At 58.0% G+C, this 26,481-nt stretch carries 20 protein-coding genes and 1 pseudogene; 7 read left to right on the top strand and 14 right to left on the bottom strand.

Annotated elements, in window-relative coordinates; genetic code table 11:
• Positions 1-64: 64 nt before the first annotated feature.
• Positions 65-532: a hypothetical protein gene (locus AB7008_RS10275; RefSeq protein ID WP_018647484.1), complete on the top strand. Its 468-nt coding sequence runs from the start codon at positions 65-67 to the stop codon at positions 530-532.
• Between the two features lie 543 nt (positions 533-1,075).
• Here the strand turns inward: AB7008_RS10275 and AB7008_RS10270 are convergent.
• The 14 genes and pseudogenes from AB7008_RS10270 to AB7008_RS10205 form a co-directional block, all read right to left on the bottom strand.
• Positions 1,076-1,753, bottom strand: coding sequence for a 2OG-Fe(II) oxygenase (locus AB7008_RS10270; RefSeq protein ID WP_014497804.1), 678 nt, complete (start codon positions 1,751-1,753; stop codon positions 1,076-1,078).
• The gene (locus AB7008_RS10265) at positions 1,738-2,889 is read right to left on the bottom strand and encodes a GFA family protein (RefSeq protein WP_014497805.1); all 1,152 of its coding nucleotides are present in this window, start codon (positions 2,887-2,889) and stop codon (positions 1,738-1,740) included. Before AB7008_RS10265 ends, AB7008_RS10270 begins: the two co-directional genes overlap by 16 nt.
• Positions 2,890-4,100: 1,211 nt before the next feature.
• Positions 4,101-4,967, bottom strand: a complete 867-nt coding sequence (locus AB7008_RS10260) for an electron transfer flavoprotein subunit beta/FixA family protein (RefSeq protein ID WP_011084835.1) — start codon at positions 4,965-4,967, stop codon at positions 4,101-4,103.
• A 517-nt stretch (positions 4,968-5,484) separates the two neighbouring features.
• Complete coding sequence (nifA, locus tag AB7008_RS10255) at positions 5,485-7,233, bottom strand: nif-specific transcriptional activator NifA (protein WP_014497807.1); 1,749 nt, start codon at positions 7,231-7,233, stop codon at positions 5,485-5,487.
• 252 nt (positions 7,234-7,485) lie between these two features.
• The gene (locus AB7008_RS10250; protein ID WP_011084833.1) at positions 7,486-8,322 is read right to left on the bottom strand and encodes an SDR family NAD(P)-dependent oxidoreductase; all 837 of its coding nucleotides are present in this window, start codon (positions 8,320-8,322) and stop codon (positions 7,486-7,488) included.
• Positions 8,323-9,050: 728 nt separating this feature from the next.
• Positions 9,051-10,163: a nodulation protein NodZ gene (locus tag AB7008_RS10245; RefSeq protein WP_011084832.1), complete on the bottom strand. Its 1,113-nt coding sequence runs from the start codon at positions 10,161-10,163 to the stop codon at positions 9,051-9,053.
• 165 nt (positions 10,164-10,328) lie between these two features.
• A pseudogene (locus AB7008_RS10240) lies at positions 10,329-12,355 on the bottom strand (carbamoyltransferase family protein).
• 255 nt (positions 12,356-12,610) lie between these two features.
• Positions 12,611-13,399: an ABC transporter permease gene (locus AB7008_RS10235; protein ID WP_011084828.1), complete on the bottom strand. Its 789-nt coding sequence runs from the start codon at positions 13,397-13,399 to the stop codon at positions 12,611-12,613.
• A 3-nt stretch (positions 13,400-13,402) separates the two neighbouring features.
• A complete protein-coding gene (gene nodI / locus AB7008_RS10230) occupies positions 13,403-14,323 on the bottom strand; it encodes a nodulation factor ABC transporter ATP-binding protein NodI (protein WP_011084827.1) in 921 nt (306 codons plus the stop codon).
• A 1-nt stretch (position 14,324) separates the two neighbouring features.
• Entirely contained in the window at positions 14,325-16,034 is a 1,710-nt protein-coding gene (nodU, locus tag AB7008_RS10225) for a nodulation protein NodU (protein WP_014497812.1), read from the bottom strand.
• Positions 16,035-16,047: 13 nt separating this feature from the next.
• A complete protein-coding gene (gene nodS / locus AB7008_RS10220; RefSeq protein ID WP_014497813.1) occupies positions 16,048-16,677 on the bottom strand; it encodes a nodulation methyltransferase NodS in 630 nt (209 codons plus the stop codon).
• Positions 16,604-18,061 (bottom strand): chitooligosaccharide synthase NodC, encoded by a 1,458-nt coding sequence (gene nodC / locus AB7008_RS10215; protein ID WP_011084824.1) that lies wholly within the window; start codon positions 18,059-18,061, stop codon positions 16,604-16,606. The genes nodS and nodC overlap by 74 nt, the downstream gene beginning before the upstream one ends.
• 14 nt (positions 18,062-18,075) lie before the next feature.
• Positions 18,076-18,735, bottom strand: coding sequence for a chitooligosaccharide deacetylase NodB (nodB, locus tag AB7008_RS10210; RefSeq protein WP_011084823.1), 660 nt, complete (start codon positions 18,733-18,735; stop codon positions 18,076-18,078).
• Complete coding sequence (locus AB7008_RS10205) at positions 18,732-19,364, bottom strand: NodA family N-acyltransferase (RefSeq protein WP_011084822.1); 633 nt, start codon at positions 19,362-19,364, stop codon at positions 18,732-18,734. Before AB7008_RS10205 ends, nodB begins: the two co-directional genes overlap by 4 nt.
• A 793-nt stretch (positions 19,365-20,157) precedes the next feature.
• Here AB7008_RS10205 and nodD1 point away from each other — a divergent pair.
• The 6 genes from nodD1 to AB7008_RS10175 all read left to right on the top strand — a co-directional run bounded on the left by nodD1 (position 20,158) and on the right by AB7008_RS10175 (position 25,775).
• Positions 20,158-21,102, top strand: coding sequence for a transcriptional regulator NodD1 (gene nodD1 / locus AB7008_RS10200; RefSeq protein WP_018646994.1), 945 nt, complete (start codon positions 20,158-20,160; stop codon positions 21,100-21,102).
• 633 nt (positions 21,103-21,735) lie between these two features.
• Entirely contained in the window at positions 21,736-22,728 is a 993-nt protein-coding gene (nodD2, locus tag AB7008_RS10195; protein WP_011084818.1) for a transcriptional regulator NodD2, read from the top strand.
• Between the two features lie 586 nt (positions 22,729-23,314).
• Complete coding sequence (locus AB7008_RS10190; RefSeq protein ID WP_014497819.1) at positions 23,315-23,524, top strand: hypothetical protein; 210 nt, start codon at positions 23,315-23,317, stop codon at positions 23,522-23,524.
• 122 nt (positions 23,525-23,646) lie between these two features.
• On the top strand, positions 23,647-24,360 hold the full coding sequence (locus AB7008_RS10185) for a MerR family transcriptional regulator (protein WP_026312621.1): 714 nt from the start codon (positions 23,647-23,649) through the stop codon (positions 24,358-24,360).
• 424 nt (positions 24,361-24,784) lie between these two features.
• Entirely contained in the window at positions 24,785-25,075 is a 291-nt protein-coding gene (locus AB7008_RS10180; protein WP_028154217.1) for an ABC transporter substrate-binding protein, read from the top strand.
• 31 nt (positions 25,076-25,106) lie between these two features.
• Complete coding sequence (locus AB7008_RS10175; protein WP_080670247.1) at positions 25,107-25,775, top strand: branched-chain amino acid ABC transporter substrate-binding protein; 669 nt, start codon at positions 25,107-25,109, stop codon at positions 25,773-25,775.
• Positions 25,776-26,481: the final 706 nt, after the last annotated feature.

The raw sequence follows: 26,481 nt of genomic DNA, 5'->3' as shown, positions 1-26,481 counted from the left end.
TTGCTGCATAGGAGCAGGAGTTGCCGCAAAGAACGCGGCCGCAGCAGCTATCTTCGGAGCCCCAATGAGGCTGATCCGATTGATCTTGTTCGACTTGGCTTTGATTCTGCTTGCATCTGGAGTTGCAAAAGCCATGAATGTGGCCGCTGGCGCAAGTTCCGCATTTGTCAGGCAGACTGCTCTGCGCGAGGTGGCACCGAGCTCCAAGCATGGTGGTCCCTACTACAGCCAAACGCCGCTCGTTCCCGGGCAGCCGCCGGACAACCCCGGTCGGGACCAGCTGGCTGACAATTCCGCGGGGATGCAACCCAGCTTTGGATGTGTGGTCCGTGAGTCCCGACGCCCGACTAGCTATATCTTCGATAGCACTGAGAGGCTCAATCTCCCGCCCCGTGTGATGCCGTCGATCTGCAATCCTATCGCCTCGCCTCTCAGCCTCCTACCTGCGGGCAGCGGAATGGTCATCATGGCCTTTGCGACCACTCTCCTCGTGATTGTGGTGATTGTGGTGGAAATATTCGGCCCATTGTAACGGCGTGAGGCCCCAACCGCTCCCCTTTCGGCGCCCGCGATACAGCTCGGCATGAGCGGATCCGTGGAGGAGGAACGATGGCAAATACCATGCTCGAGCCAGTAGCAAGGTGATCGTCGCGTCGAGGTGATCACTGGGATCGTCGCCGACGATGGACGGGCGAGGAAAAGGCCCGGATCGGGGCGCAGAGCTTGGAGTAACAATGACACGACCAAAGCGATCACTTCATCGCCACAGCCAAGCCCTAGATCCACAGGCTTGTGCTGGCCTGCCTGCTGGATCATCTCGCCAAGCGCGTCCACGAACTCACGCCCGGAATTGGTAACCTCAGAACGTCGCTCATGCCCCATGAGCGAGGTCGGCCATCCGCTCAAGACGCCCAACTAGGGGCCGTCACCGGACGCGTACGATCAATGTAAGCCATCGCTTGCGACCAGACTCGTGTCGGACCTCACGAAGGACCCGCAAGATGGGAAAGCCATCAATTCCCCGGAGAGCTCGCTCAGCCCACGATTTGCAGAGACCCATACCAGGCGCGGCACGCTAGGGCCGAGCGTTAGAACCCTCGATGATCCGGCGGTTCACGCCGCTGCGTTTTGAACAGAAGTATACGAGGGATCGGCGCTCCCCGCTTGATACCGGCTTTACCTCATGCCGGACCTTACAGGTTGTGACAAGCACAGCGCCAAATGGCGGCCGGAATACGTGTTGTTCGTACCCGGTTGGATATACCACGAATTCACCGCCGTCGAAGTCTCTCGCTAGCTGCACAATCACCGAGTACTCGAAATCCGGATCACTCGCCGCATCCAAATGAATGCCGATAAAGGACCCCGGCGGCATACGATGCATCTGGCATCGGCGAACCACGTAATCTGCGGATGCTCCGAAGATCTTTCTTAGCGCGAAGCTGCGATCTCTACTTTCGAGCAGCTCCATGATCTGACCCGAAGCAGTACCACTCACGTTGCTAGGCGCGTGGCCGGGCGGGTCTACCCTCACGCGCTGGACAAAGACGCTGTGCAAGTCGCCCGCATCTCCCTCCCGCACTTCTTCTTCCGGAATCTCAGCCTGCAGCTGATCGATCCTGGCTATGTCGTCTTGAGTGAATAACATTTGCGGGGCGATTACGACGGACCCCTTTACTAGCAGCTCAATCCGGTACTTTGTCAGGACTTCTTCTGAAAGAAGACAGGATTTATCTTTCATTGCGCGCGCCATTCGAGCTCACTCCTTTGATCTTCGAAGCATGACTCCGGGTCCTGCTGCATTGACAGGAATGCTTGCTCCCAATGCGCGCCATCGAACTCAGATATTCTTAAGTGCTCGATGGTCTTTCTATCCAGACATCGGATATTTACGCTGTACCCGGAGGGATTCGACCTCGGCCTATAGAATGGCTTTACGCCACAAAGCCGGCAAAACGTGTGCCGCGCAATATTCTTGTTGAACTGGTATGTCGTGAGGAACTCTTCGCCGCACTCGATGCGCAGCTTATCGCCAGGTACGAGCAAGTGGACAAATCCAGACATTTGACAAATTGAGCAATTGCATCGAACTGCAGAGAGCTCTCGAGGTGCATTGACGTAGAATTTGATAGCGCCGCAATGACAACGGCCATGATGTTGCATCTCGGAGTGATCATCTCCCGTACGCGCCGCCGTTCCGAGCAGATCGCGACACCACTGGACGCTGAGCCGATAGGCTCGGCCGAATTCATTCAAAAAGCGATCATTAAGGCCAGGCTGCACAAGTTCACCAATCAGCCGGCCTGTCATTTCTCCGTGGTACTTCTCCGCGGGATCTTCTCCGCCGACATGGCCGCGAAAATACTCAAGATCGTCCGGCCGCGCCTTGAAGGTTTTGACCAGAGTGGTCCACAGCGACTGGATCATGTCTGCAGCATGGAGCTCAAAGGCGACCATGTAGGCGCAACGAACCAGGGGGTCTTTCGATGACAATCCGGCATAGAGAGAATGCAGGTACTGCTTCGTCCTGTCGCTATAGTTGGGCCTTATCGCTCTGCCGAGTAGTCGTGCAGCATCCTTTCTCAAGAGGTTGGAGTGAAAGTTTTCTGTCAAAAGAATATCGGGCAACGCCGCCTTGCCGCCCCGGAGAATCCCGCCATGGCCACCGGTCTCATCCCAGCAGATAAAATTCGCGACCACGCTGGTCAGTTCAATGTCCCTCCCAATGTCCCGATTTTGATGCATTGCATCGAATATGAGGTCCCTTTGCGACCCTGCCTGCAGGTACGGGAACGCCTGTGACATCGCTAGGTATTCAGGCAGCAGGCTGGCGACCTGGTCTCCGGACATCTGGGAGGCGAACGGATGCGGGCCGAACAAGGCTCGCACTCGCTCAGTCAAGTACTCGCAGGATAACTTCGGAGGCTGATCCGGTGCAAATCGAGACGCTTGAGATATCATTTGACTCCCTGCAGATGAGAAGCGAAACGGTCCTTGACGAAGCTACCTTCATGTCCGGGCCGACTATTGACCGCGCTGAGTTCATTGGCTTCAAAGGGCCTAATGTTGCGTTCACCTTTCACGCAAACTTTCGTCGTTCTCCTGGCCACGGCAGATTGCGGTCTTCTCTGTCCTGGTCATGCGCATCGAAGGGACTTCGTTCATTGAGGGAGCGGCGAGGATCCGGTTGGCTTCCAGTCCAGCAGCAATCCGATGCCGCAATGGCAGCCACGGCGAGCATGCGCGCGGAGAATCGTCTTGGATACTTCGCCGCGCATGCCATTCTGATGCTAATGCCGCATGCGCGAATGACACGCCTAGTCGCGCGGTGCAGCTTTGGCTGCCTGAGCAAATGAATGAAGCCCTCGCGGTTGCTGCTGCCGCCATTTCATCGAACCGCTGTCAACTTGGTACAGCATTGTAAAATCCAATTCGTGCCTACCGACCTCACAGGGCCTCAGGTCGTTCGTGGCATGCCGCTCGCCTGTTCTTCGCATTCGCGGTTACCCCCTCTTAATTTTTACTGGCTAACAGCAACCATCATGCCAACTCTTGAATTTGCTCCGTCAGATTCCGAAGAAGCTGGTATAACACTTGTGACCTATCCTCATAGCAGGTGCATAGCACTTGAGAGGCTGCGCACCGCCGTCAGGAACGAAACAGCGGCTGTTCACATACACACGGCTGCTGAATTGGCGGATTGCTTCAAAGGCGCCGCATAGGTTGGCTTTGCTCCTTAAAGCCAGCGACAGGGCTTTGGACGTGCAGACGGCAGCGCTAGCATGGTGACCCGGGTTGCTGACGTATTCCGTCTTTGCTCGCGACCGGTACGGAGGAAGCAATGGTCTTCCACGGTCGAACACGACAAAACGGAAGATCTGAAATATGCGCAGGCCTGTTTGGCCGTGCCCCGGCAATCCTGGGCGGCTCCGGACTCGATCGTAGCGATAACGTGCTCTACGGAACATGCGGCCTCAGCCGATGGCGAGATCGACGGATGGCATAGCAAACTCTTATGGTAGCTTACCGCGTTGCACAACGACATGTTGCGCTCTCATCGACTCGGGTGCGAGCGTTGATACATTTCTTGGAGCGCGTTGCTAACATTGCCCGGACAGTCCAGATCGGGCGTCACGAGCAAGTGTCGCCAGATCGGTTTCGAGCTTCGGTTGATTCAAGAAGATTGCGTCTATTAGCGCCTGCGCCGGCTGCTCGGCGGACTCAACCAGCGCCGCCCTCTCGGCCCGCGCAGGGGGAGCGAACACACGTTTGACGACAGTCGGCGAGCCCTTGAGCCCACATTTGGAGATGTCTTCGACACCTGCATCTTGCGCGCTCCATTTCACGATTTTGGCTCGCGCGGCACGCAAGGCATCCGCCATCGCGCCTCGCCGAATCTGATTCGTCGCCTCAAGCATGGTGATGAGGCAGGGCAACCTAGTGTGCAGAACCTGCACACCGCCTTCCGAGCGCCGCTCCGCTTCAATTGTTTCATTGGCGACGTCCACGGATCTGACCTTCGCAACGTAAGTTAGCTGCCCTACGCCCAGTCGCTTCGCGATGCCAGGACCAACCTGCGCTGTATCGCCGTCGATGGTCTGCTTTCCCGTGAAGATGAGGTTTGCCGGACCATATTCCTTGCCAATTTTCCGGATCGCTGTTGCAAGCGCATACGTAGTGGCCAGCGTATCCGAGCCCGCAAAGCAGCGATCAGTAAGTAGGACGGCGCGATCAGCACCATAAGTCAGCGCCTTTCGCAACGACTCCTCTGCCGATGGCGGCCCCATGGTAAGCACGGTAATTTCGCCACCGAACCGATCGCGCAGCCCCAGCGCGGCCTCGAGCGCGAATAGGTCATACGGGTTGATGATGGTCGGCACTCCCTGACGCATGATTGTATTGGTCACGGGGTGCACGCGGATCTGCGCCGAGTCCGGAACTTGCTTGATGCAGACAATATTATGCAAGGTGTTGCTCCTAAAGTTACGTCAGTTGGGAAGAGAACAGCAAGTCTTGTACCATCCCCGCCGCTTGGGACCGCTCGCTGTCACAAGGCTTAACACCGGGTAGTGCGCCCTCTCTACCCCGCGCTTCCTGAAAGGGATGCCGGCACAAAGCAGGCTCGGACAGCGCTGTTTCGCAGCACCACGCTGGCAAGTGGCGGCGGGACTGCTTGCGGATTGACTGCCGCTAATCCCCTGCAGGCCCGGACCGGTCGAGGGTCATTAAGCATTGCGTTCGCCAATCCGGCTTGATTGAGATAAGGATGATAGCTCTTTGCATTTCGAGCAACCGGCGGTTCGCGATTGTGCGACTCGCAAGTGAGGCTCTCCGCCCCATCTGTCGCTGAATAGTTGAGCCCTTCTCGGGGTCGTGGCAAGCCGACGCCCCCGGCGGTCCATTCCCCTCAGATTGCTAGATTAACTACGCGGACCGTCTTCACTTATCGATTTGGCGGAATCAGTCCAGGCCGATGCGGGGCGCTCAGAACCGCTTTATCTCGATTCCGTATTTCCTCAGCGCGTAGCCGACTTGGCGCGGGGTTAGCCCGAGTAGGCGCGCTGCCTTGGCCTGCACCCAGCCAGACTTTTCCATAGCCGCAACGACCCGCTCGCGATCAGCCATTCTCGCACCACTAACGAGAACTGTGCCGGAAGGTGCCAATGAGCCCGGTTCGCAGACAGCCTGCGGCGGAGGGGCCGTTTCAGCCAGCGGGATGATGGACTTTGCAGGCACCGGTTGCATCGGTGCCGCCGGGTCTGTCTTGCCATACGATGTGCTTTTCCAAAGCGTCGTGGAAAGGCATTGGCCTTGGCTGCATGCAAAGTCACTTCTTACAATCGATGTTCCGGCACTGAGTGTCGCGGTCCGCTCGATGCAGTTCTCGAGTTCGCGGACATTTCCCGGAAATTTACAGCTCATCAGTACATCGATCGCACTCGCCTCCAGAGTAAGAGAGCGGCCGTTCTCGCTGTTAAACTTTCTGAGGAACTCTCTTGCGAGCAGCGGAATATCACTGCGTCTTTCGCGAAGCGGCGGCAACAACAAGGGAACTACGCTAATACGATAGTAGAGGTCCGCGCGGAATTCGCTCCTTGCCACAGCCTCTTCAAGGTTCCTGTTGGTCGCAGCTATCACCCGAACATCGACTTTAATCGTGTGATTGCTGCCGACGCGCTCGAACTCCTGCTCTTGCAGAACTCGCAGCAACTTCGCCTGGAACGGAGGTGAGATCTCTCCGATCTCGTCAAGAAATAGCGTCCCTTTGTCAGCAAGCTCGAAGCGCCCCTTGCGGGCGCTGACAGCACCGGTAAAGGCACCTTTCTCATGGCCAAACAATTCCGATTCCAGGACCGTCTCGGGGAGCGCCGCGCAATTCAGCTTAACGAACGGCCGCTTAGCACGAACGGACGACTCGTGAATGGCCTTGGCTACCAGCTCCTTCCCGGTACCGGATTCGCCACGCAGCAGAACCGTGCTGTTTGATCTGGCTACAACGACAATCTTCTCAAGCAGTGCGCTCAGCGCCGGGCTGTCGCCAATGATCCCGTGTGCCTGAAGCTGCTTGCGCTCGCGAGCGGGCGGCCCACGATCAACTGTCTGTTTCTCTAGCCGGTCCTTGTCCACCAACGATTGTTCGCGATCGCCGGCGAACAAGCGATGTAACTTGATCGTTTGTCCTATCACGTTCGCGACCATGGCGAGCAGCCGCGCATCGTACTCGAGAAGACTTGAACTGCCTTCCGGGATACGGTCGATCGTCAGCGTACCAACGACCGTCGAATCAACGCGAATCGGGACCCCGATGAACGCTACCGGTATACTATCAGAGGCGCCGAGAACCTCCCGGTCGGCAGCGCTGAAGGCCGTCTCGGCGGCTACATTCTCGACCATAAGAGACCTGCCTGTCGCTACGATCTCGTGGATTGCTTTCTGCGGCACGCACGTCCGGTAACGTTCGTCAGTGCCTTCGCTCCAGCCGGCGCCAACTGTAAGTTCTGGAACGCCGTCATCGTTGAACAGCGAGACGAGGCCGTGTCGCATCTGCACAAACGATTGCAGAAGACCGAGAACGTTGGCCAAGGTGACTTCGAGCCGGCCGGGAGCATTTAGTATTTTCGATATTTCGTAGATGCCGGCCAGCGCGCTCTCATGCGACGGCTCCCCCGGGGGGGCACGCTCCGGTTCCGGCTGCGAGGCAGGTCTTTCGCTCGAGGAGGGGATATGCAGCATAAGCCTGTCTCCGTTTCCTTGATCATCCTCCCTGGACCCATGTCCGGATTGGCGAGGTTCGTTTTGCATGTCACTCTCGATCTAGCGCCAAGTGTTGACGAGATGACATCGAACCGTGACACTTTTTCATGGCACGACAGTAAACTTGCCGTGTGCCTTCGATTCATTTTCTGTTGATTGTATGCGCGTGGTCAGCGGAGAACGTGAGTCCGTTGGGAAGCTCAAGTCAGCTTCGCCGCCGGGCCGGCCGCTTCACAGATGCTGGCCACCGTTGATCGGCACCTCGGCACCCGTAACATAGCTCGCCGCATCCGAGCATAGGAAGAAGATGACCTTGGCCACTTCGTCCGGAGTACCCACTCTGCGCAGCGGGATACTTGCCACGACGCGCGCTTCCGCGTCGGGCGACAGCATGTCGGTCCTGATTTCGCCGGGCGCGATCGCATTGACGCGAATGCCATGCGGCGCATAGTCGTGGGCCAATTCGCGTGTGAGGCTCGCAAGCGCAGCTTTCGAGGTCGCATAGGCGCTACCGGCGAATGGGTGCACCCGCGAGCCCGCGATTGAAGTCACATTCACGATCGATCCTGACGCGGCTCTTAGCTCATCAAACAAACCCTGCGCCAGCAGGATCGGAGCCACCAGATTAAGATGAAAGACCCTCATCCAGGTATCGGTTGAGGTGGTCAACGATGTCATCCGATCGCCTGTGGGCGTTTTCGGCGACACACCCGCATTATTCACCAGCGCGTGCAAGGGCGCACCAGCCAAGCGTTTCTTAACCTCGGTGATTGCGCGCGGCAGCATTCGATGATCGCCGAGGTCGACCTGGAAATGATCGTCATTCCCAGCCTCCCAGGGGCATCGCTCGCCGTCGAACGGTTGGCGTGCGCAAGAAATGATGCGCCAGCCTGCCTCCGAGAATAGCTTGGCAGTGGCATGGCCAATTCCGCGCGATGCGCCGGTGAGTAACATCACCTTCGGTTCTCCACGATCAACGCGCGCATTAACAGCGTCAACGAGGCGATCCAAATGTGCTTCGGGCAGCGGACCTCGGATCAGATTGTCATTTGGCAGATCGAGACCCACGGCCGCCTCCTCTACTTTTGCGCCCGCGCACGCGTAGCAGGATTTGCGCCACTGCGATGTACGTAAATGCGCTTCCGTTTTGCGTCCTAATGTCGCGCACGCGGAATGTTTGGCGCATTCAAGACAGCGGAGGTGAGCTTTCTGACAGCGATGGTGACTCTGCTACGTAAGTTCGCGAGCACTCGCCCGCTTCATGAAAGGGCTACCCAGCCCGCGTTCGCTTTCACGATCGCACAACCGTACGAGCCTGCGGCTGGCCGGCGCCTCTCGTCGAAGTCGAAAAATGCCCGGGGATAACGGCCACGGCCATTAGCCGCCCCAACATAAAACTGATGTACCAAGCTTGCACGTTAGATTCGTCGGCGGCCACTTTTGATCTATCGCGCCATGCTCTGAGCGGCACTGGATTTCGCGGCGCTAGTTCCAAGCATGAGCTGGCGAGCTGAAATGTTCATCCGTGATTGAGCGTTGTTTAGCTTCCGTCTGCGGCCCGCCCGAAGCGAAGACGAAGGCGTGCTCCTTCTGTAAAACGCAGCGGCACTTTAGGGCCGTTGTTGTCGAAGCCGCGCCTTAGCCGAACGCATTCGGCCGCGGCTTCGTTCTCTTCGCCCCTGGAACGTTGCGGCAATGACAGCCCGCGGGCCAGAAAATCGTCGCCCGGAGAAGAACTTCCACGGCTATCGGACGTAAAGAGCGGCGGTGAGATCGATCACGCGGGTTTGCGACTTTCACGAAGCCATAAGCGCTTGCGAGTTGTCTTCAATCAGGATCAACCGGCCCGGATCGTTCAAATCGAATTCTATAACGCGTGGGGCGAAAAGACGCGCATAGCGCGTAAAAGCGCTCGTTGGCGGAAAACGGATCACCGTGTCGCAGCGGGCAAGGAGATACATCTCGGTGAGGGCAGAAAAGCCGCCTTCAGCTCCGAGGGCGGGATGGTGCAATGGGCCCGCTTGAGGCGCCTGGAACTGCTTTGGAATCGCGAAGACATCGGGAAATTTAACCGAAACCTGCTCGAGGACGAGCGCACTGTCCGTGCACAGGAACGCCCTCACAGGTTTTGCGTGGGATAAACTCCTGGCCTCATCAATGGCATTGTAGATCTGCCGCAAGGCGCGCTCCGTGTCCGCCCAGTAAGGGGCATGCCCCATAATATCTTCGCCATTGCCATGCCGGACATGAATGCCGATTACGCTGTACGGCTCAAAGTGCTCGCGGTAGATAGCATCAATCCGGGCCTGAATTTCAGGCCGCGGCTTAATACTCCGGAAGATTTCGCGTTCCGCTTCCTGATCGCAGCGCCACATCAGGCAGGCATCACACACAACCGTGTTAGCGTCACTATCTCTCTGACTTTGGAACAGTTGATCGAGTTGATCGCGTTCCCTGAAAATCTGCTCGTCCGGTCGATAGATGCAATCGAAAGATGGCTTGTTCCACCATGTTGGAAAGAATGGTCCTGGAAACGAACGCGTATTGATGTCGTCATCGCAAATTACTCGCACTCCGCCAATGTCTTCAACCGGTTCGAAGAAGACTGGAAAGGCATTGGTGAATGGTTCATCAAGATAACAAGATCCCCGCCAATCAATGGCTAGCGTCCGTCCTGTCTGCTTTGCAAATCGCCAGGCTGCCGCGAGTGACCACAGACAGTCGCCAAACCCCGTACGTCGCCGGGACACTACGAACCGATCATTGCTCGAACCGCTAACCATCTGCCTTGCCTTTTCGCGCGCTCCTGGTTGGACAAGAGACGTCAGTACAGACGTCTCGCGTATCTTCTCGCCCGGCGTCACGGCCTGAAATCGCGGTGCCGGCGAGCTGCATCGGTAGAACTTCATAGCAGGGCTATCCGTGACGGGCCGCGTTCTCTCAATACGATCGTCCTTTCTTCAACGGTGTTGCATCGACCTGCCCGAAGCCCGATGCCCGATGCCCCGCTCTGCATCGGATGGCCTGGTCCCCTCACATGCACGCATGGGCGTGGCCATGCGCATGAGTCATGGCTATGTTCCGCTTTGTACATTATCGTGACGGCAAGCCGCGTGCAGCGGATGCAGGCGAACGCCCCGAAGCTCCCATACGAGCCGCAATTCCTTCACAAGATCTTCACGCTTGGCCTGGTCCAGCAGGGCTGTGTCGAAAAGCGACCCGAGCGACGCCTCGCCCTCGATTCGCATCAAGATCTCGAAAAGCTCAGGTGAGATACGCATACTAGAGTGGGCGGAATGTCCCATGCGGATCTCGCAGACCGTTTCCTGCCGATCTGGCGCTATGTGGGAGCGAACACGATGAAGGGATGCGTACGGCGGCAATGACGCAGCCAGCGCACTCCAATCCTGCAGTGATGCTGGCCGCTTCCTGACGAGGAACGGCCCAACAACAAGTCCGTCCAGATCAGTCGTCAAAAACGTGGTGATCGCATCTGACACGGACTGCACGATCGGCTCGGCATTGTTGTTAAATGAGGTATTTAGAAGAATCGGAAGGCTCGTTCGCTTCTTGAACGCATTAATGACGTCCCAGTAGGCGGGGTTTGTCTTGCGCGATACGGTCTGCAGCCGAGCCGTCCCATCAACGTGCGTGATCGCACCGAGCACGTTACCCTTGGCTTCACGCACGCGAACTACGAAGTTCATGAAGGGGAGCTGCCGCGTGCCGTCGGGGAGCTCAAAGAACTCGCTCGCATCCTCCTCTAATGCAGATGGCGCAAAGGGGCGATAGCTCTCGCGCTTCTTGACCACCGCGTTGATGCGATCCTTGTTTTCCGCAGGCCGCGGGTCCGCTAGAATGCTGCGGTTACCAAGCGCACGTGGGCCGAACTCAGAGCGCCCCTGAACCCAGCCGATTACAGCGCCATTTGCCATCCAGTCCGCCGCACTGGATGCTATGTCATCACTTCGTTGAATGTCGAGGTGGCCTGACCATGCGTTGAGCTCAAGCTCTGTGGCTTGCTCGTTCCCAAGATCGGGCCCCCAATAAACGTCCGGCAGTCGCTCGCGCGGCGCTGGCCTGCCTAGCTCGCTTGATACCATTAATGCAGCGCCGAGTGCGCAACCGGCGTCGTGCGCCGCGGGTTGAACAAAGATGTCGTCAAATAGCCCGGAATAAAGCAGCTTACCGTTCAGCGTGCAATTATGGGCCACCCCGCCAGCTAGGCACAGGCGTGTCATGCCCGTCGCTTTACGATGGTGCCGCAGGGTGTGAAACACGATCCGCTCCAGCGCTTCCTGCAGCGACGCGCTGACATCTCGATGCTGTTGGGTGAATGGCATTCCCTTTCGCCGAACCTGGATGTTGCGCAAAAGGGCTGGTCCGATTCGATCCAGGTGAACGCGATAGCCACCGCTGTCCAACAACTCGTAGAACTGCGCGAAGAGCTCGCGATAGCGATCGGGATCACCATACGGTGCAAGCCCCATCACTTTGTATTCGTCGAACATCCCGCAGCCGAGATATCGGATCGTCTCGAGATAGAACAGCCCAAGAGAGTTGTGTTCCGGGAAACTTACAAGCTGCGCAATTACGGTCCCGGACCCTACCGCCATTAAGCCTGAGAGAAAATCGCCCCCGCCGTCGATCGCAAACACCAGACTTTGCTCGAACCCGGACATGGCAAACGCGCTCACGGCATGTACTTCGTGGTGATTCACGAAGGAAACCCGGACGGATCGATCTCGGCCCCGAATTCCCGTGCCAACAGCTGCCGCAGCAACAGTTTGGGGTCCAACGGAACGGGCTGAGAAACAGAAAGGCGCTCGAGCATGGCTTTGCAGTAAGCTTCAGTCGCGTAGAACGCGATACGGTCGATGTCGCCGAGCTCGACTCCTGCGGTAGAAAGGCAGTATCGGATCGAATTGCTGGGGAACTTGTTGGAGTGCTTGACGCGGTTGAGGCGCTCCTCTTCGACAGCAGCAATTACGCGGCCGTCCTGCACAAGTACCGCAGCGCCATCGTGAAGAAATGTATTCGGCAGCTCCGGAGAGCTTTCATAGATTCTGTCAAGGCCGCCACTCAGTCCTATGCTCAACATCCCGTTCTCCATGGAAGGCCATGCCGTCCCACCGATCTAATCTGTACAGTCACGCGCAGCCGGTGCGCGTGCCAGGCAGCACAACACGACTTTGCAAGGTCCGATCGGCCGAACAGGCGGCCGTAGAGCTGGCTCGATCGCGGCTTCTCAAGGCCGTTTCACAAGCTGCTCTGACAGACCAGGTCACTCGCGAGCTACCGCGGAACGCATCATGACACTGCATCGCTTTGACTTCTCCGTTTCGCTGAACTCACGTCAACGCAGCAGGCGGCGCCGAAATAACGCGATCGACGCGAAAAAGGGCAAGACCGCGTAAACGCAGAGCGCGCCTACGTGTAGGGCGGCATTGTCGGCGCCGCGCTCAAGCATCACTGGGCGAATAAGGTCGACCGAATGTGCCAGCGGCAACAAGCCGGCAAAGTGCTGAAATGAGTCGGGCATTTGGCTCGTCGGAAAGACCGCGCCACACAAGAACACCATGGGCGTAAGGACGAGCGACTGGTAAAACACGAAGTAATCGTAAGTTGGCGCAAGAGATATGACGACCATTGCCAGGCTGGCGAAGACAAGGCCCGTAAGGGCGATTGTCGGTATCGCACAAAGAACCGACGTCCAGGATGCATAACCCAGGGTGGCAGCGACAATCCCGATTGCTGTCCCGGCTAGAACGGACTTACTGGCCGCCCACACCAACTCACCTAGAACGATATCGCCAAGCGTGAGCTGTGTGAACAAAATTCCCTCCCAGGTGCGCTTGACATCCATCCGAGCAAAGGCTGCGTACAGAGTTTCAAAGGTCGCGGATGTCATAGCGCTAATCGCGACCATACCCGCCGCCAAAAACGCAATGTACGAAGTCCCCTCAACCCGTCCCACAATGAGTCCGAGCCCAAAGCCAAGGCCAAACAGATTGGTTATGGGATCTGCGAGGTTGCCGAGAAGCGATGCAAGCGCGACTTTCCTCCATGCCAAGTAATTTCGACGCCATACCGCGGTCCAATTGTACGCATTAGCCGGCATGACCGACGCATAACCATCATCCATCGCTCATTTCTCCATCTCGCGCCCGGTCAACCGCAAAAACACGTCTTCGAGATTCGGGGGGCGCTGCAGAACGCGAAGGTCCGTTCGCCCGCGCAGGTGCACGCTGATTTCGTCCGGACATCGCGCGTAACAAAAAAGCGTCTCTCCACTCACTTCGATATGCCGCGCATACGGCCTGATCAGCTCCCGGAGTTGATCTAGATCACCGCCATAGATCTCGATCACGTTGCAGCCGATATGCTCGTCGATCAAGGCGTCTGGCTTGCCTTCGGCGATTTTGCATCCACTCTCAAGCACGCATAGCCGATCGCAAAGGCGTTCGGCCTCTTCCATGAAGTGAGTGGTCAAGAGGATCGTCTTGCCGCGCGCAAGAAGAGCCCGCAGGCGTTCCCAGATCAGGTGGCGAGCATGCGGATCGAGCCCCGTCGTCGGCTCGTCCATCACGAGTAGATGTGGATCATTGATCAGAGCGCGCGCCAGCGTCAGCCGCCGCTTCATACCACCGGACAAAAGGGAGACGCGCACGTCCGCCTTGCTTTCAAGCCGCGCAAACTCAAGCAACGAGGGCACAACCGCTTCGATCGTGCGAGCGCTCATGCCGAAATAGCGGCCAAACACAAGCAGGTTCTCCCGCACGGTGAACTCGGGCTCAAGGTTATCGAACTGCGGCACCACGCCTACGCGCACGCGCGCCGCACGAGCGCGGGAAGGCACAGGCTCATCGAGGACCGTAATCTTGCCTCGATCGGGGGAAATCATGCCGAGGAGCATGCGTGCAATCGTACTTTTGCCAGCTCCATTTGGCCCAAGCAGCCCGAAGCACTCTCCGCGCGCAACCGAGAACGACAGGTCATTGACGATAACCTTGTCCCCGAATGACTTTCTCACGCCGACAAGGTCGATCGCCATATTGGACATGTTCATCTTAGGCTGACAGAAGTCGTTCCGTAGGCGATGACTTCTTGATGACCGTTTTGCTCCAGAGCATGCCCTCGCACCACACATGCTCGACGCGCCCCCATTGGCATGCCGCCGCAGCATCGGGAAAGAATCCCCGTCCATGGAGGTTGGCGCTCGTGGTGCAGAGCAGCGGAATGCCGGTGAGTTGCTCAAATTCGATGAGAAGCGCAGCAATTTTGTGAGGAGAGTTGCGGGAAATTGTCTGCAGCCGCGCCGAGCCGTCGAGATGTACCACTGCCGGGATCTTGTCGCGCCAATTCGCCCGGGTTTGGTGATCGAATAGCATGTAAGGATCTGGCGTACCCGGGCTGAAGATCTCCGGCGCACGATCTTCCAGACAGATCGGCACCACCGGCCGGAAGTGTTCGCGCCGTTTGATGTCGTTGAGATGATCCTTCATCTCCGGGGACGTTGGGGCCGCAAGAATGCTTCTACCGCCCAACGCCCGCGGCCCGAGCCCGGCACACCCGGAAAGAAAGATGACGGGCTTGTTGTCAGCAAGAATCGAGGCAAGTTCAGGCAGACTGCACGGCGCCGCCTCCCAGTCCGGCGGAACCTCGCTCTCCTGCAGGGCGGGGCCACTGTAAACTGACCATTCCAACGGCTCGAAGCCATCTTGCGCTGCCATAGCGCCGCACGCCGCGCCGATTGCCGAGCCACTGTCATTTGGAAACGGCGGCACCCAGACATCATCGAATAATCCGGTCGCGCGAAGCGCGCTGTTCCATTTGATGTTGAGACCGCAACCTCCGGCGATGCATAGATTTCGCGCTCCCGGAAGCGACGAGTGCCGTAGCAGAACCATCGCGATCTCCTTAACGAGAAGACGTTCCAGAAACACATGAAACGACGCGAGGACGTCCTCCGCGCGCTTGGCCTTCAGGCGCAATGCGCTTGACTCGAAGAAGTCGTGAATAACTGCGAGAGACGCTTCCGCATTGTTGATGTTTTCGCGGTAGCGACGAGCCTGCTCCGTGTCAGCCGCTGAGCGCGTTTCATAAAGCTCCTGGAACACTTCCACGATGCTTTCGTCCACGGAACCAAGCTCGATGTAGGCCATCAGCTTGCCAGCAATGCCCAAATCCCAACTGGAGCGGTTCGGCTGCCGGTATGGGCCGAAGTGAAGGCCCGCGGCGGCATAGGCATGGCCAATCATCGGAAACAGCGATCCGATGAGCCGCGCGCCCTGGGGCTCGACATAGTAAAGGCGTGGAAAGATACAGCCGTCCCATACCAGACACAACGCGGGTTTCCCCGCGCTGGCGAAAGGACTGGTGCTATATGCTGAGGCGACATGGCCCGTGACATGCGGGTAGCTCTTATATGGAAACTCCTCGCCTCCGAGGAGGAGGCCATAGCCGTCGACGGAATCAAGGAGGCCCTCAGCATGACGCTCGACATATGGCGCGCCTTTTAGCGCGACCGGCACCGCTCCGCTTAGGAGCTGGAACTGCGATTCATTCTCCCCGTCCCAGCCATCAATCACGAACTGATCGATGTCGCGCGGATTCAGGCCATGCTCCGCCAAGGCGAAGACGACTGCATCGAGATTGTCGACGGACTGATAGCGAGGACCATTGCCGCGCTTCTCTTGCTCGACGCAAAAAAGACGCCGACCGTCCTCGACGACAGCAATTGCTCCGTCATGTGTCAACTTTATTCCGCAGATGCGCATACGTCCTCCTGGCCTAATGACCGGCGTTTGATTGTGCCGACGCGCCGCCCGGCTTCAGAAACCGGACGATCAAGCAGTCTTCGCTCGCCGACCCGGTGCAGCAGTGCCGGCGCTCGATCTCTGATAGGCTCTCATTGAAGAGAGCGATCACCGTCTCAGCACCGGCAGCATGCCCCCAGCGTTGACATATTTCATCACGCGCAGACCCGAAAATGAGAGTCTCATCTGGCGCAAGCATACTCACCAGGTTGCGGATAGCCGCATGCATCTCGACGACGTCCCTGAGGTAGTAAAGAACCTCAGCCACGACAATCAAATCGAATTGCTCAGTGGTCGAGAACCGCTGAATGTCGCAGGTCACCCAACTAATATGTGACCATTTCCCGGTCCGCAGTCGCGTTCGCTCGATTGCCTGCGGCATGACATCCACGACCGTAAGTCGCTCGCATAGCGGCGCCAGCATCTCCGTGAATGCACCGGCTGCACATCCTACTTCGAGCGCAGACGCCGCATCTCCGTCGCGGCGCGACATCCGGAGCATTTGCGCGTATCGCTGCTGCTCGAACGCACTAGTGTCGAGGCGCCACGGGTCGTCGACAGCCAACTCTCGCTCTAATAACTGATGGTTTTCGTCCTGAGTCATCAGCCGACCACTTATTTGTAGACAGTCGAACGATCGCGACCGGAAACACTCTCCGTCGCCGCCAGGCTCGATGGAGGCTGCGATAACGCCGCCTTACGAATAGGAGCAGGCGCCCCCCTACACCAGCAGGACTTCGTCCGGCATTCGGGTGCAGGATGACAGGCTGTTTCCCCTCTTCCGTCGGCATATCGGTGACTTTCCGAGATAGCCAATCGCTATTGCTCAATGTACAAAGCGCATAGGCCTTCAAAGGCAGTAAGAGACAGATATTGATCGGCGTGTGGAGCGAGAAGCCGATAAACCGCAGCTCGCGGGCACGAAGCGCTGCCACACAGCACCGGACCGTAGTCATTGCAGCAATCGTCAATCCCGTCCACCAGGGTATAGAGCCATCGATCAGGAGCTGTGCGAGCGCAGCAAGTGATGAAATGGCGAGGAGCAATGGGCCGAGATTTTGCCCGATAACGTCTAGCGTCAAATAACCATCGAGCTCTGGCAGCAGGCGCCAAGCAAGAAACGTATCTCGAAAGGTACTTCGCGCCCAGCGGAGTTGCTGTCGTAGATATGGCCGAAGACTGTGCGGGACGACTGTGGCTGCTATGGCGTCCGGAACGTATTCGGTTCGAAACCCCGCCTTGAGCATGAGTATCGTTAGGTGGCGGTCCTCGCCGAAATCGCTCGGCTTCCCACGAAAGAATTGGGCTTCATATTGATCAAGAAGCAAGGCGAGCGCGGAACGCCGATACATGGCACATGGGCCGCAGCAACACATGACGGCACCGAAGCGCGCCTGTGCCGCGCGCTCTTCGTTGCACGCGAGCCAATATTCCATGTCGATCAGCCTGGTCAGCCAGGTCTGGTTGCGATTGCTCGCGATCAGCTGACCCATGGCCGCACCGATTCCCGGGTCATGCATCTTCAATACAAGCTTCGTGACGACGTCGGCAGCAAGTATCGTATCGGAATCGACGTTGAGAACCAGATCACCGGATGAGCTGCGTATCGCTGCGATCTGCGCCTTGCGCTTTCCCACATTGTTCGCCAACAAGATAAAACTGAATCTCGGATCGCTCGCATATATCCGGTGTACAGGCGCGACAACGTCGCGGTTTGCCGATCCGTCATCGACCACATATACCTGCATCTTTCCGGCGTAGTCTTGACTGGCAATCGACTCCAGACATTCGGCGAGTGTGTTCGGATTCTCGTTGAAGCACGGCACGATCACGTCCACAGCAGGAACGACCACCTCGGCTTGTCCAAGGTTGTCCAGCGATGAGTTGATCGCCGGCTGAGCATAAAGCGCTTGCACGCTCTTATAGATCGTCGATAGGAGCGCATAAGATGAAACGGCGGCAGCACTGGTCGTCGCGAGCAGGTCCATGGGGTGTCGTTTTTTCAGTGGAGTTGAGGGAGTGGACGGATTACAAACCCGCGCCGTTGTAGTGCTGGAATGAGATATGCCAGCGCCGTCCTGGTCTGATCGCGCAGCGTAGAGCCACTGGGCAATCCCTCCTCATCGGGAGGATATCCGTCGTGCAGGAGCACAATTGCACCCGGGCGTACGTTCGCCAGTACGGAATTCACAATTGCATCAACCCCGGGGCGGGACCAATCTCTAGGGTCGACCGACCAGTGCAGAGCCGTGAGACCAGCGCTCGCCGCCACTGCGAGCACATCTCGCGTCCATATGCCGTAAGGCGCTCGCATATGCCTGGGCGAGGCCAGCGGGCACGCCAGACGGATGGCTTCGCTCGCCGTCAGCACCTCGTCGTGTAGCTCCGTAGGTCCGCATCTGGATAGATCAGGATGGGTCATCGTATGGTTCGCAACCTCATGCCCTTCCGCAATCATTCGTCGGATGAGTTCAGGATGCTCCGTCGCGTACGTCCCGATGACGAAGAATGTCGCGGGGACCCGATGTTGCGCCAGGACATCGAGCACCTCTGGCGTACAAAATGGATTTGGCCCATCGTCAAAGGTCAAATGGACAGCTCGACTTCCGCCCGCGTCAGCGTAGTCGCAGCGGACAGTAGATAGGGTGGAACGCTCTGTCACAACTCAGGCCCGTTACGATCGATGACAGTCCCGGCCGGCCATTCGCTTATCGAGCGTCCGACCGGAAACACCACGACGATCACGTCTTCGATGCGCGTCGGCGATAAATTTGGATAGACATCCGGCAAGGTGGAGCGGACGCGAATGCCACGCATCAGGGTGGCGAGCCCCTGCCTTTCGACCAGTCGGGTCAAATGTTTTTCGAGGGCCGAGCGAACCGCGCCAAATCCGAATGGAACGCCGAGCTCCTGGAGTGCGGGATACATCACGCGCATTGCGTGGCCTATCCCGTGCCCCTCGAGATCGGGGCGCACCGCATACAACCCCAGTTCGGCCACAGGGAGATCGACTTCACCAACTTTGATGAAGCGGCGCAGTAGCCCGATGTGAGCCGCTACCCCGCGCGCGTCGTAACCAATTACGCGGAGCTCGGGTCTTGCTCCAGCCCAACTTCGGCTCCGCTCAAACGGCTGCGCATTGAACGCACCCGTCGGTCCGTAACTCTTGCGGAAGAACTCCGCGAGCTCGGCATGATCGGCGAGCTGCAGTTCACTTTCCCAACGAAGGCTCCACTGCACTTGAGCGCGCCCAGAAGATCCTTCCGCAGTCGGGGAGACGGCAATGTTCATGGCGAGCTTCCTTGCGCCGGTGGAATGAAGAGCGGGGATGGTCACGTCAATTCGCTATTCGCCGAACCGCCGATGAATGCTGAGATGCGCCGCCATGCTCTGTCGGAGCTCGGCACTGCTCGCCTACTCCGCGCCGCTGGCCTTTGCGCGACGGAGCGATCGCTTGATTGCACCCTCGTGCGGTTGATGCCGCGCTCACGATAACTCGGAAGCTGCCGACGAGGCGGTTGGGCTAGCCAGAACCTGTCTGCACCAGCGAGCTTTTGTGCCTGCAGTCGCATCGCCCTCCGGCGCTTTGACGTCTGAGGGCCGGCCATCGGCGCGCAAGCCTCATCGATGGCGCATCGGAGCGGCATCAGATCACACTGGCTTTTATACATCTTCGACACGCCCCACATGCACTGGACAGGCGAGCCATTTGGAACGGCGCCTGGAATTCTTGGCATCCGCAACCTGCGTCTGCCTCTATTCTTCGACACTAGAATGAGGCTGAACGCGCCCTCAATTGTACGCGGGTAAACCTGAAATATGGAAACGGATGATATCCGCATACCAACGTTTATCGGGACGCGCTTGGCGTTCGAACGGCCACGCTTAAGGAGAAACAACAACGCGCGCCCATGGTGCGCTCCCACGTCTGGGAGCTCTTCTCTTAGCTCACGTGAACGACCGGAAACCATCGTGGCGCGTCTAATTGCTTTTTCCAAACTTCAGTTTGCTATCCAACCTCCCCCAGTTTGGTAAAATCGATTGTTTCGATAGAACACATCCACACGATGGATAGACTCATCACATGCGGTTCAAGGGACTTGATCTAAATCTTCTCGTTGCGCTCGACGCCGTGATGACGGCGCGCAACCTCACAGCGGCGGCTCGCAAAATCAATCTGAGCCAGCCTGCTATGAGCGCTGCGATCGCACGGCTGCGCACCTATTTCCGCGATGAACTCTTTACTATGAGAGGTCGCGAACTCGTCCCGACACCTGGCGCGGAAGCGCTTGCAGGTCCGGTTCGCGAGGCCCTGCTGCACATCCAACTCTCAATCATATCGCGGGACGCGCTCGACCCTGCTCAATCGAGCCGACGCTTCAGGGTCATTCTCTCAGATTTCATGACGATCGTTTTTTTCCGCAGAATTGTGGACCGCATGGCGCAAGAAGCCCCCGCGGTGCGCTTCGAACTGCTGCCATTTTCTGATGAACCGGATGAGCTGCTGCGGCGGGGCGAGGTCGACTTTCTCATTCTGCCGGAACTTTTCATGTCGAGCGCGCACCCTAAGGCGACGCTGTTCGACGAGAGCCTCGTATGCGTCGGATGCCGCGCGAACAAGCAGCTATCCCGGCAGCTTACGTTCGAACAATACATCTCGATGGGGCACGTTACTGCCAAGTTCGGACGCGCACTGAGACCGAACCTCGAAGAATGGTTTTTGCTTGAGCACGGCCTGAGGAGACGAATTGAGGTCGTCGTGCAGGGCTTTAGCCTGATTCCGCCCCTGTTGCTAGACACGAGCCGTATCGGCACGATGCCCTTACGACTGGCCAGGCACTTCGAAAAGCGGATGCCGTTGCGGATCATCCAACCGCCCCTCCCCCTGCCCACATTCACAGAGGCCCTGCAGTGGCCCTCATTCCACAATACCGACCCCGCGAGCATCTGGATGCGTCGGATATTGCTCGAGGAAGCATCCAACATGGCATCTGGGGACCAGGAGCCTCCAACTCGCAGGCGCTGTTAGGCTTACCTTAAGCTGCGCTCTGAACATCCCCGGCACACTGTAGAACCTTCGACGTGCCCCGTTTTCTTTCGTCTCTCCAGGGTATGGAGGTGAGAAGGAGCCACAGACGCGCAATGCGACGATCGGTCGCGAAGCCTTTTCCAGTTGTGCGCGTGGTGACCTCGAAGGTGCGGTTTGATGCGCTCACGACGCATTCAGGCTACGTCCGGCAACCATCGCAGAAGAATATGCCTGCCGTGCAAATGTTTGGCTCTATCACTAAAATGTCTTGAACCGCACATTGCGTCAGGTTGTAGGTTGCTCTCGTGACAAGCGCTGCACGACCCAGCTGTCGACACCGCGCTTTGGCACGCTGACGAACACTGGGCTGATCTGCCATCAGCGGACTGAACGACCCTGCTGCGTGGCCGGCCGGAACCGGCAAGACCAATTAGCTTGGAGCTCCCGACGCTTTCCCGCCGCTGCCGATCGGCTTTCCGCCTGCTCTCCATTGTTGCGGTCATCTCGCAAGCTTCCTTTCCCGGGCGCAGGAATGAGCCGATGTCCATTGGGGCGGGCCAAGACGATTGCTCCAGGCGCTGGCGCCACCGCACGCTATTGCGCAGCAACGACGTTTGTGCCGGATAGGAAGAGATGCGTTTCAAAGGTCTGGATCTAAATCTTCTGGTCGCGCTGGATGCTCTAATAACTGAGCGCAACCTCTCGTCAGCCGCACGCAAGATCAATCTTAGTCAGCCGGCAATGAGCGCAGCCGTTGCCCGGCTGCGCAAGCATTTCCGTGATGAACTGTTTGGAATGAGGGGGCGCGAACTTGTCTTGAGCTCACGCGCGGAAGGGCTCGCGGCTCCTGTGCGCGAGGCTCTGATGCACATTGAACTCTCGATTATGGCCCGACATCCGTTCGACCCAGCTCGATTGAACCGCCGATTCAGGATCGTCCTTTCTGACTTCGTAACAGTTGTGCTCTTCCGAAATGTCGTAGCACGCGTCACGCGAGAAGCCCCCGCCGTCAGCTTCGAATTGGCTGCGCCGACCGATGAACACGAGCTGCTCCTCCGCCGCGGTGAAGTCGATTTTGTTATCCGGCCAGATTTTTTCATGTCCAGCACGCACCCCAGAGCGGCCCTATTCGAGGAGCGACTCGTCTGCGTAGGCTGCTGCACCAATAGGGAATTACAACCCCGGCTTACATTCGATCGATATATGTCGATGGGTCACGTTGCAGTTAAGCACGGAGGTGCGCCCCGGACGCCAGTTGAGCATTCCTTTTTGACTGATCTCGGACCCACGCGGCGCATCGACATCCTCGTGCAGAGCTTCAGCATGATCCCGCCTCTCATAGTTGGGACGAACCGCATAGGCACGATGCCATTAGGGCTCGTGAGGCATTTCCAAAGAACGATGCCCCTTCGGATCGTTGAGCTTCCGCATCCATTCCCCGCCTTCACCGAGGCGGTCCAATGGCCCTCACTTCACAACAGCGACCCGGGAAGTCTGTGGATGAGGGACATTTTGTTTCAGGAGGCCACCCGCATGGCAACTACACAAGAGCTCCGTGTGACCAGCAGCCCGGAAGACGCGGAGCCCCCGGGACATTTCGTGCGATCCGTCTCACCGTTGCCGTAAGCACATTCGCGAAGTCTACGAACCTCACATTCCAACACTTGTCTCAACACACAATTCCTGCTCGCCTGGCTTGCTCTTATTGCCGGGGGAAAGGATCCTTGCGGCAGGCAAGAGGCGCTTTCGCTCTTCGCACCTCCGCCTCGGGGGCGAGAAACGGCAGACTGCCGACTTGATGCTTTTAGGGACGGGAACGGAACGGGGCCGGCGAGCGACGGAGCAATGCCTTCGCACTGAAGCTAGGCGTTTACGTTGCAACGGCCGCGGCAGGGCGCAGCTCTCTCAAGAAGGTAGGCCAGGCACGGAGCTCTTGCCGTCAACTCCCTGGGTCGGTAGTTGCTCCCGATGAACGGAGATGATCAGCTTATTCGGATTCCTACCACCGTTCATTGTGAGCATAGAGATCGTCGGACTTGCCGTGCCGTCGAAGCTAGCATCGCGAACGCGTGTGGCCTGAACGCATCACACAGCAGCACATCACATCCTCATCGCTTTGCGCCGCAGGTATGACTTCTTTTGGCCCTACCGCAGCCAAACGTCTTGACGACGTGCGCTGCGCTTGACTCAATTTCAAACAAGGAGCTGAACGTTGAAGCTTTGCAGCGGGGTGTTCGATCCAGAAGAGCTATCTGCCCTCGGACGGCTTTATGACGGCGCCGTCGACGCGCTACCTCCGTCGATGCGGAGTCCAGAAAACTGCGCAGCAATCGCCAAACTTATCCTGGAGCGTACGGCGGCTGGCGAGGCTGAACTGGCACGCCTGGCGAACTTGTTGATCACCCTTTCTCCTGAGGGTTGATCAGCCGCCATTCTAAGGATAGTCACCACTCGCGCGCATGAATTAAAGGCGATTCAACTGGAGCTTAGAAATCCGCTTGAATCATACGTGACGTCAGGTTGTAGGCTTTGAAATTGAACAACATGAACAGAGCTACACCAAGACGGCGTCGATGGCGCATTGGCGAACTTGCAGAGGCGACCGGAGTAACGGTGCGCACGCTGCACCATTATGAGCACACTGGACTGCTAGCAGCGACAGAGCGCACTGAGGGCGGTCACCGGATGTATGACCGCGAAAGCGGGCAACGGGTTCATCAGATTCGCGCGCTGCGTGAGCTTGGCTTCTCGCTCGTGGAGATCCGTAAAGCTATGGAGGGGACGACCTCACTCACGGACTTGCTGCGCAAACATCTAGAGCGCATAGAAGTCCAAGTCGCGCGCACAACTCTGTTGCGCGACCGTTTGCGCAACATGACCATCGACAGCGAGGCGCAGGTAAGTGTGGATGAGCTGCCTGCCACCCTGAACGCCATGTCGCGCGCCGAGACGCGGAGTCAGACGTCCCGGTGCACCTGCAATTTAGCTGCGGAGCGAGAGGACCGCTGGCGGCGAATCCGTGATGATCTTCGCGACTGCATGGATGGGGGCGAGCACCCTTGCGGAGAGCGCGCAAAGGCTGTCGCGGTTGCAGCACGCTTGCTGATCAGCGAAATCGCCGGCGACGATTCACGTGTTTCGATGATCCTGAAGGTACTTGCACGATTAAGCGCGCCCCGCAGTCTGGCTGGTTGGGATCCCTGTCTAATGCAATATCTCGATCTTGCCCTTGGCGGATTGGAGGATCAGCCTTACTGACGCATTCATGGCGGGTTCCACACGCCGGTTAGGGCAAGCTAAGAAACGCTAGGTGAACCGGCCGCTCTCCGACGCGGCTTGGAGTTTTACGGAATCAAACGGAAGGATTGTCACCGCCGGTCGATCCGCGTCCCTGACGCCTCCATCGCTCTTCCCAAAAGGGCTTGATCCGCACGTAACGTCAAGTTGTAGATCTTACCGTAGTTGGCGGCTCGCCCGGCCAACGCAGGTTTGCCCAGCAAGCAACGCCTGTCTACAGGCGTGGTTGACTACAACCAGTTGCGGTTCACTTCAGGTGAGCATTGGAAGCTCTACAATGGTAAATAAGCGGCATGCCTCTCTTGCGCCTGCGGCGCTTCTCTTCTGCGCTCTCGTCGCTCCGTCTGCGCGCGGCTCTGAAATAAAGATCGCCGTGGCTGGCCCAATGACCGGAAGCAGCGCTGCATTCGGCGCGCAAATGCGCGATGGTGCGGCTGCGGCGGTCGAGGTCCTGAACGCCTCAGGCCAGCTTCCCGATAATGCCAAAACTATATTGAGCGTCGCTGACGACGCCTGCGACCCTAGGCAAGCTGTCGCAGTCGCGAATAAGCTCACGACAGAGCGGATCCTGTTGGTGGTTGGCCATTTTTGTTCCTCTTCGTCGATCCCGGCCTCCGACATCTACGCGAAGCTGGCATCGTCCAGGTGTTACCAGGCTCGTCAACTCCTCAACTAACAGAGCACGGCCTTGAGACTGTCTTTCGGATCTGCGGCCCGACGACCAACAGGGAGCCGTTGCCGCCGAGTACATTCACACGAATTATCGCCTCGAGAAAATCGCGGTGCTGGACGACAAGAGGACTGCTGGCAGGGGGATTGTCGACGTGGTTGAAGCCCGGCTTCATCGATTGGGACGGCAGGTGAGCCGGCAAAGCTATGTTGCCGGTGAAAGGGGCTTCAGAGCCTTGCTCTCAAGAATGGAGAAGGACCGGCTGCGCGTCGCCTATATCGGCGGCTACCACACCGAAGTCGGATTGTTGGTACGCCAGGCAGCAGAAGCAAAAGCAGACCTCACGGTCATGGCGAACGATCCGCTGATGACCTCCGAATTCTGGGCCATTACCGGCAGCGCTGGGAATGGCACATTGTTTACCTTCATGCCCAACCCCGCTGGGAACGCCAATGCTGCCAGTGCGGTCGCCGGACTCAAAGCTTCCGGGCTGCCCGGTGAAGGCTACACACTATACGCTTGTGCCGCTGTGCAAGCCTGGGCAGAGGCGGTGAACCGGAGCGGCTCCTTCAATGCTGACCGGGTCGCCAGCGCGCTTCGTTCCCGACCGATCGACCGGTTCGACAAAAGGAGGGACAACTCGGCTTCTGGATTTTTGGTTTATCGCTGGCGCGACGGTCATGTCGAGCGTGTCAAGAAGTACTGATTTTCATGCAACGCAGCATTCCCCACGCGAAGTATCTCGAATGATGAGACGCCCTCAGAACGTTGTCGCAGCAATGCTCGCTAGCGCTTTTATATTCGCTGCTTTTGCAGCGTTTTTCGCGCTCGCTGCGGCGCTCGCAGAGCTACCGAGCGCCGCCCTGCCGAAGGTGCTACGCCCGATGATAGACAAATAGCAGCCCCCTTGTCTGATCCCGTCTGCAGCACTGGCCTCGGAGGCGGCCATTTACCGTTCTGCTAGGTTTGAAGGCATGCCCCTTATGCAGCCAGTGATCGAAGGTTGAGGACTAGGAAAGCGAAGCTAACGATTCTTTATGGACAAGCACGGATTTTGTTGGAGGCGTTCGCCTTCTGTCAGATTCGTGCCCGACCAGCATCTACGCATTCTCTAGCCTGGATTATATCGCGCAATCTCAGATCCACGAATGGAAGAGACAGCGGGACGGCACGAAGCAATCAGGCCCACTACCTAGACTATAGCCGAGTATACGGGTAGCGAGAGCTGGTGGATAGCCGGCGCCGGGATGCATGCCTCTCTTGGCCGCGGGGGCACCAAGGTTTTGGCGTCCAAGTCAACGCTACTCGTTCCGCTACTTCGTGCGCTCTCAAGCATGGCGGGTCATCAGCGGCTCAGCCGCCTGCCCGGGCATTCCCTATGCTTCCTAGCCCGGATAGCAGGAGAACCAATC

Source organism: Bradyrhizobium sp. 521_C7_N1_3 (assembly GCF_052075975.1).
Taxonomy (GTDB): Bacteria; Pseudomonadota; Alphaproteobacteria; order Rhizobiales; family Xanthobacteraceae; genus Bradyrhizobium; species Bradyrhizobium japonicum.
Note: the sequence above shows the minus strand (reverse complement) of the source record. Positions and strands in the feature narration are given on the sequence as shown.

Coding starts and splice junctions, on each gene's coding strand:
- AB7008_RS10275 (WP_018647484.1), top strand. CDS start 65: ATGAGGCTGATCCGATTGATCTTGTTCGACTTGGCTTTGATTCTGCTT.
- AB7008_RS10270 (WP_014497804.1), bottom strand. CDS start 1,753: ATGGCGCGCGCAATGAAAGATAAATCCTGTCTTCTTTCAGAAGAAGTC.
- nifA (WP_014497807.1), bottom strand. CDS start 7,233: ATGCTGCATATCCCCTCCTCGAGCGAAAGACCTGCCTCGCAGCCGGAA.
- AB7008_RS10245 (WP_011084832.1), bottom strand. CDS start 10,163: ATGAAGTTCTACCGATGCAGCTCGCCGGCACCGCGATTTCAGGCCGTG.
- AB7008_RS10235 (WP_011084828.1), bottom strand. CDS start 13,399: ATGGATGATGGTTATGCGTCGGTCATGCCGGCTAATGCGTACAATTGG.
- nodI (WP_011084827.1), bottom strand. CDS start 14,323: ATGAACATGTCCAATATGGCGATCGACCTTGTCGGCGTGAGAAAGTCA.
- nodU (WP_014497812.1), bottom strand. CDS start 16,034: ATGCGCATCTGCGGAATAAAGTTGACACATGACGGAGCAATTGCTGTC.
- nodS (WP_014497813.1), bottom strand. CDS start 16,677: ATGACTCAGGACGAAAACCATCAGTTATTAGAGCGAGAGTTGGCTGTC.
- nodC (WP_011084824.1), bottom strand. CDS start 18,061: ATGGACCTGCTCGCGACGACCAGTGCTGCCGCCGTTTCATCTTATGCG.
- AB7008_RS10205 (WP_011084822.1), bottom strand. CDS start 19,364: ATGAACATTGCCGTCTCCCCGACTGCGGAAGGATCTTCTGGGCGCGCT.
- nodD1 (WP_018646994.1), top strand. CDS start 20,158: ATGCGGTTCAAGGGACTTGATCTAAATCTTCTCGTTGCGCTCGACGCC.
- nodD2 (WP_011084818.1), top strand. CDS start 21,736: ATGCGTTTCAAAGGTCTGGATCTAAATCTTCTGGTCGCGCTGGATGCT.
- AB7008_RS10185 (WP_026312621.1), top strand. CDS start 23,647: ATGAACAGAGCTACACCAAGACGGCGTCGATGGCGCATTGGCGAACTT.
- AB7008_RS10180 (WP_028154217.1), top strand. CDS start 24,785: ATGACCGGAAGCAGCGCTGCATTCGGCGCGCAAATGCGCGATGGTGCG.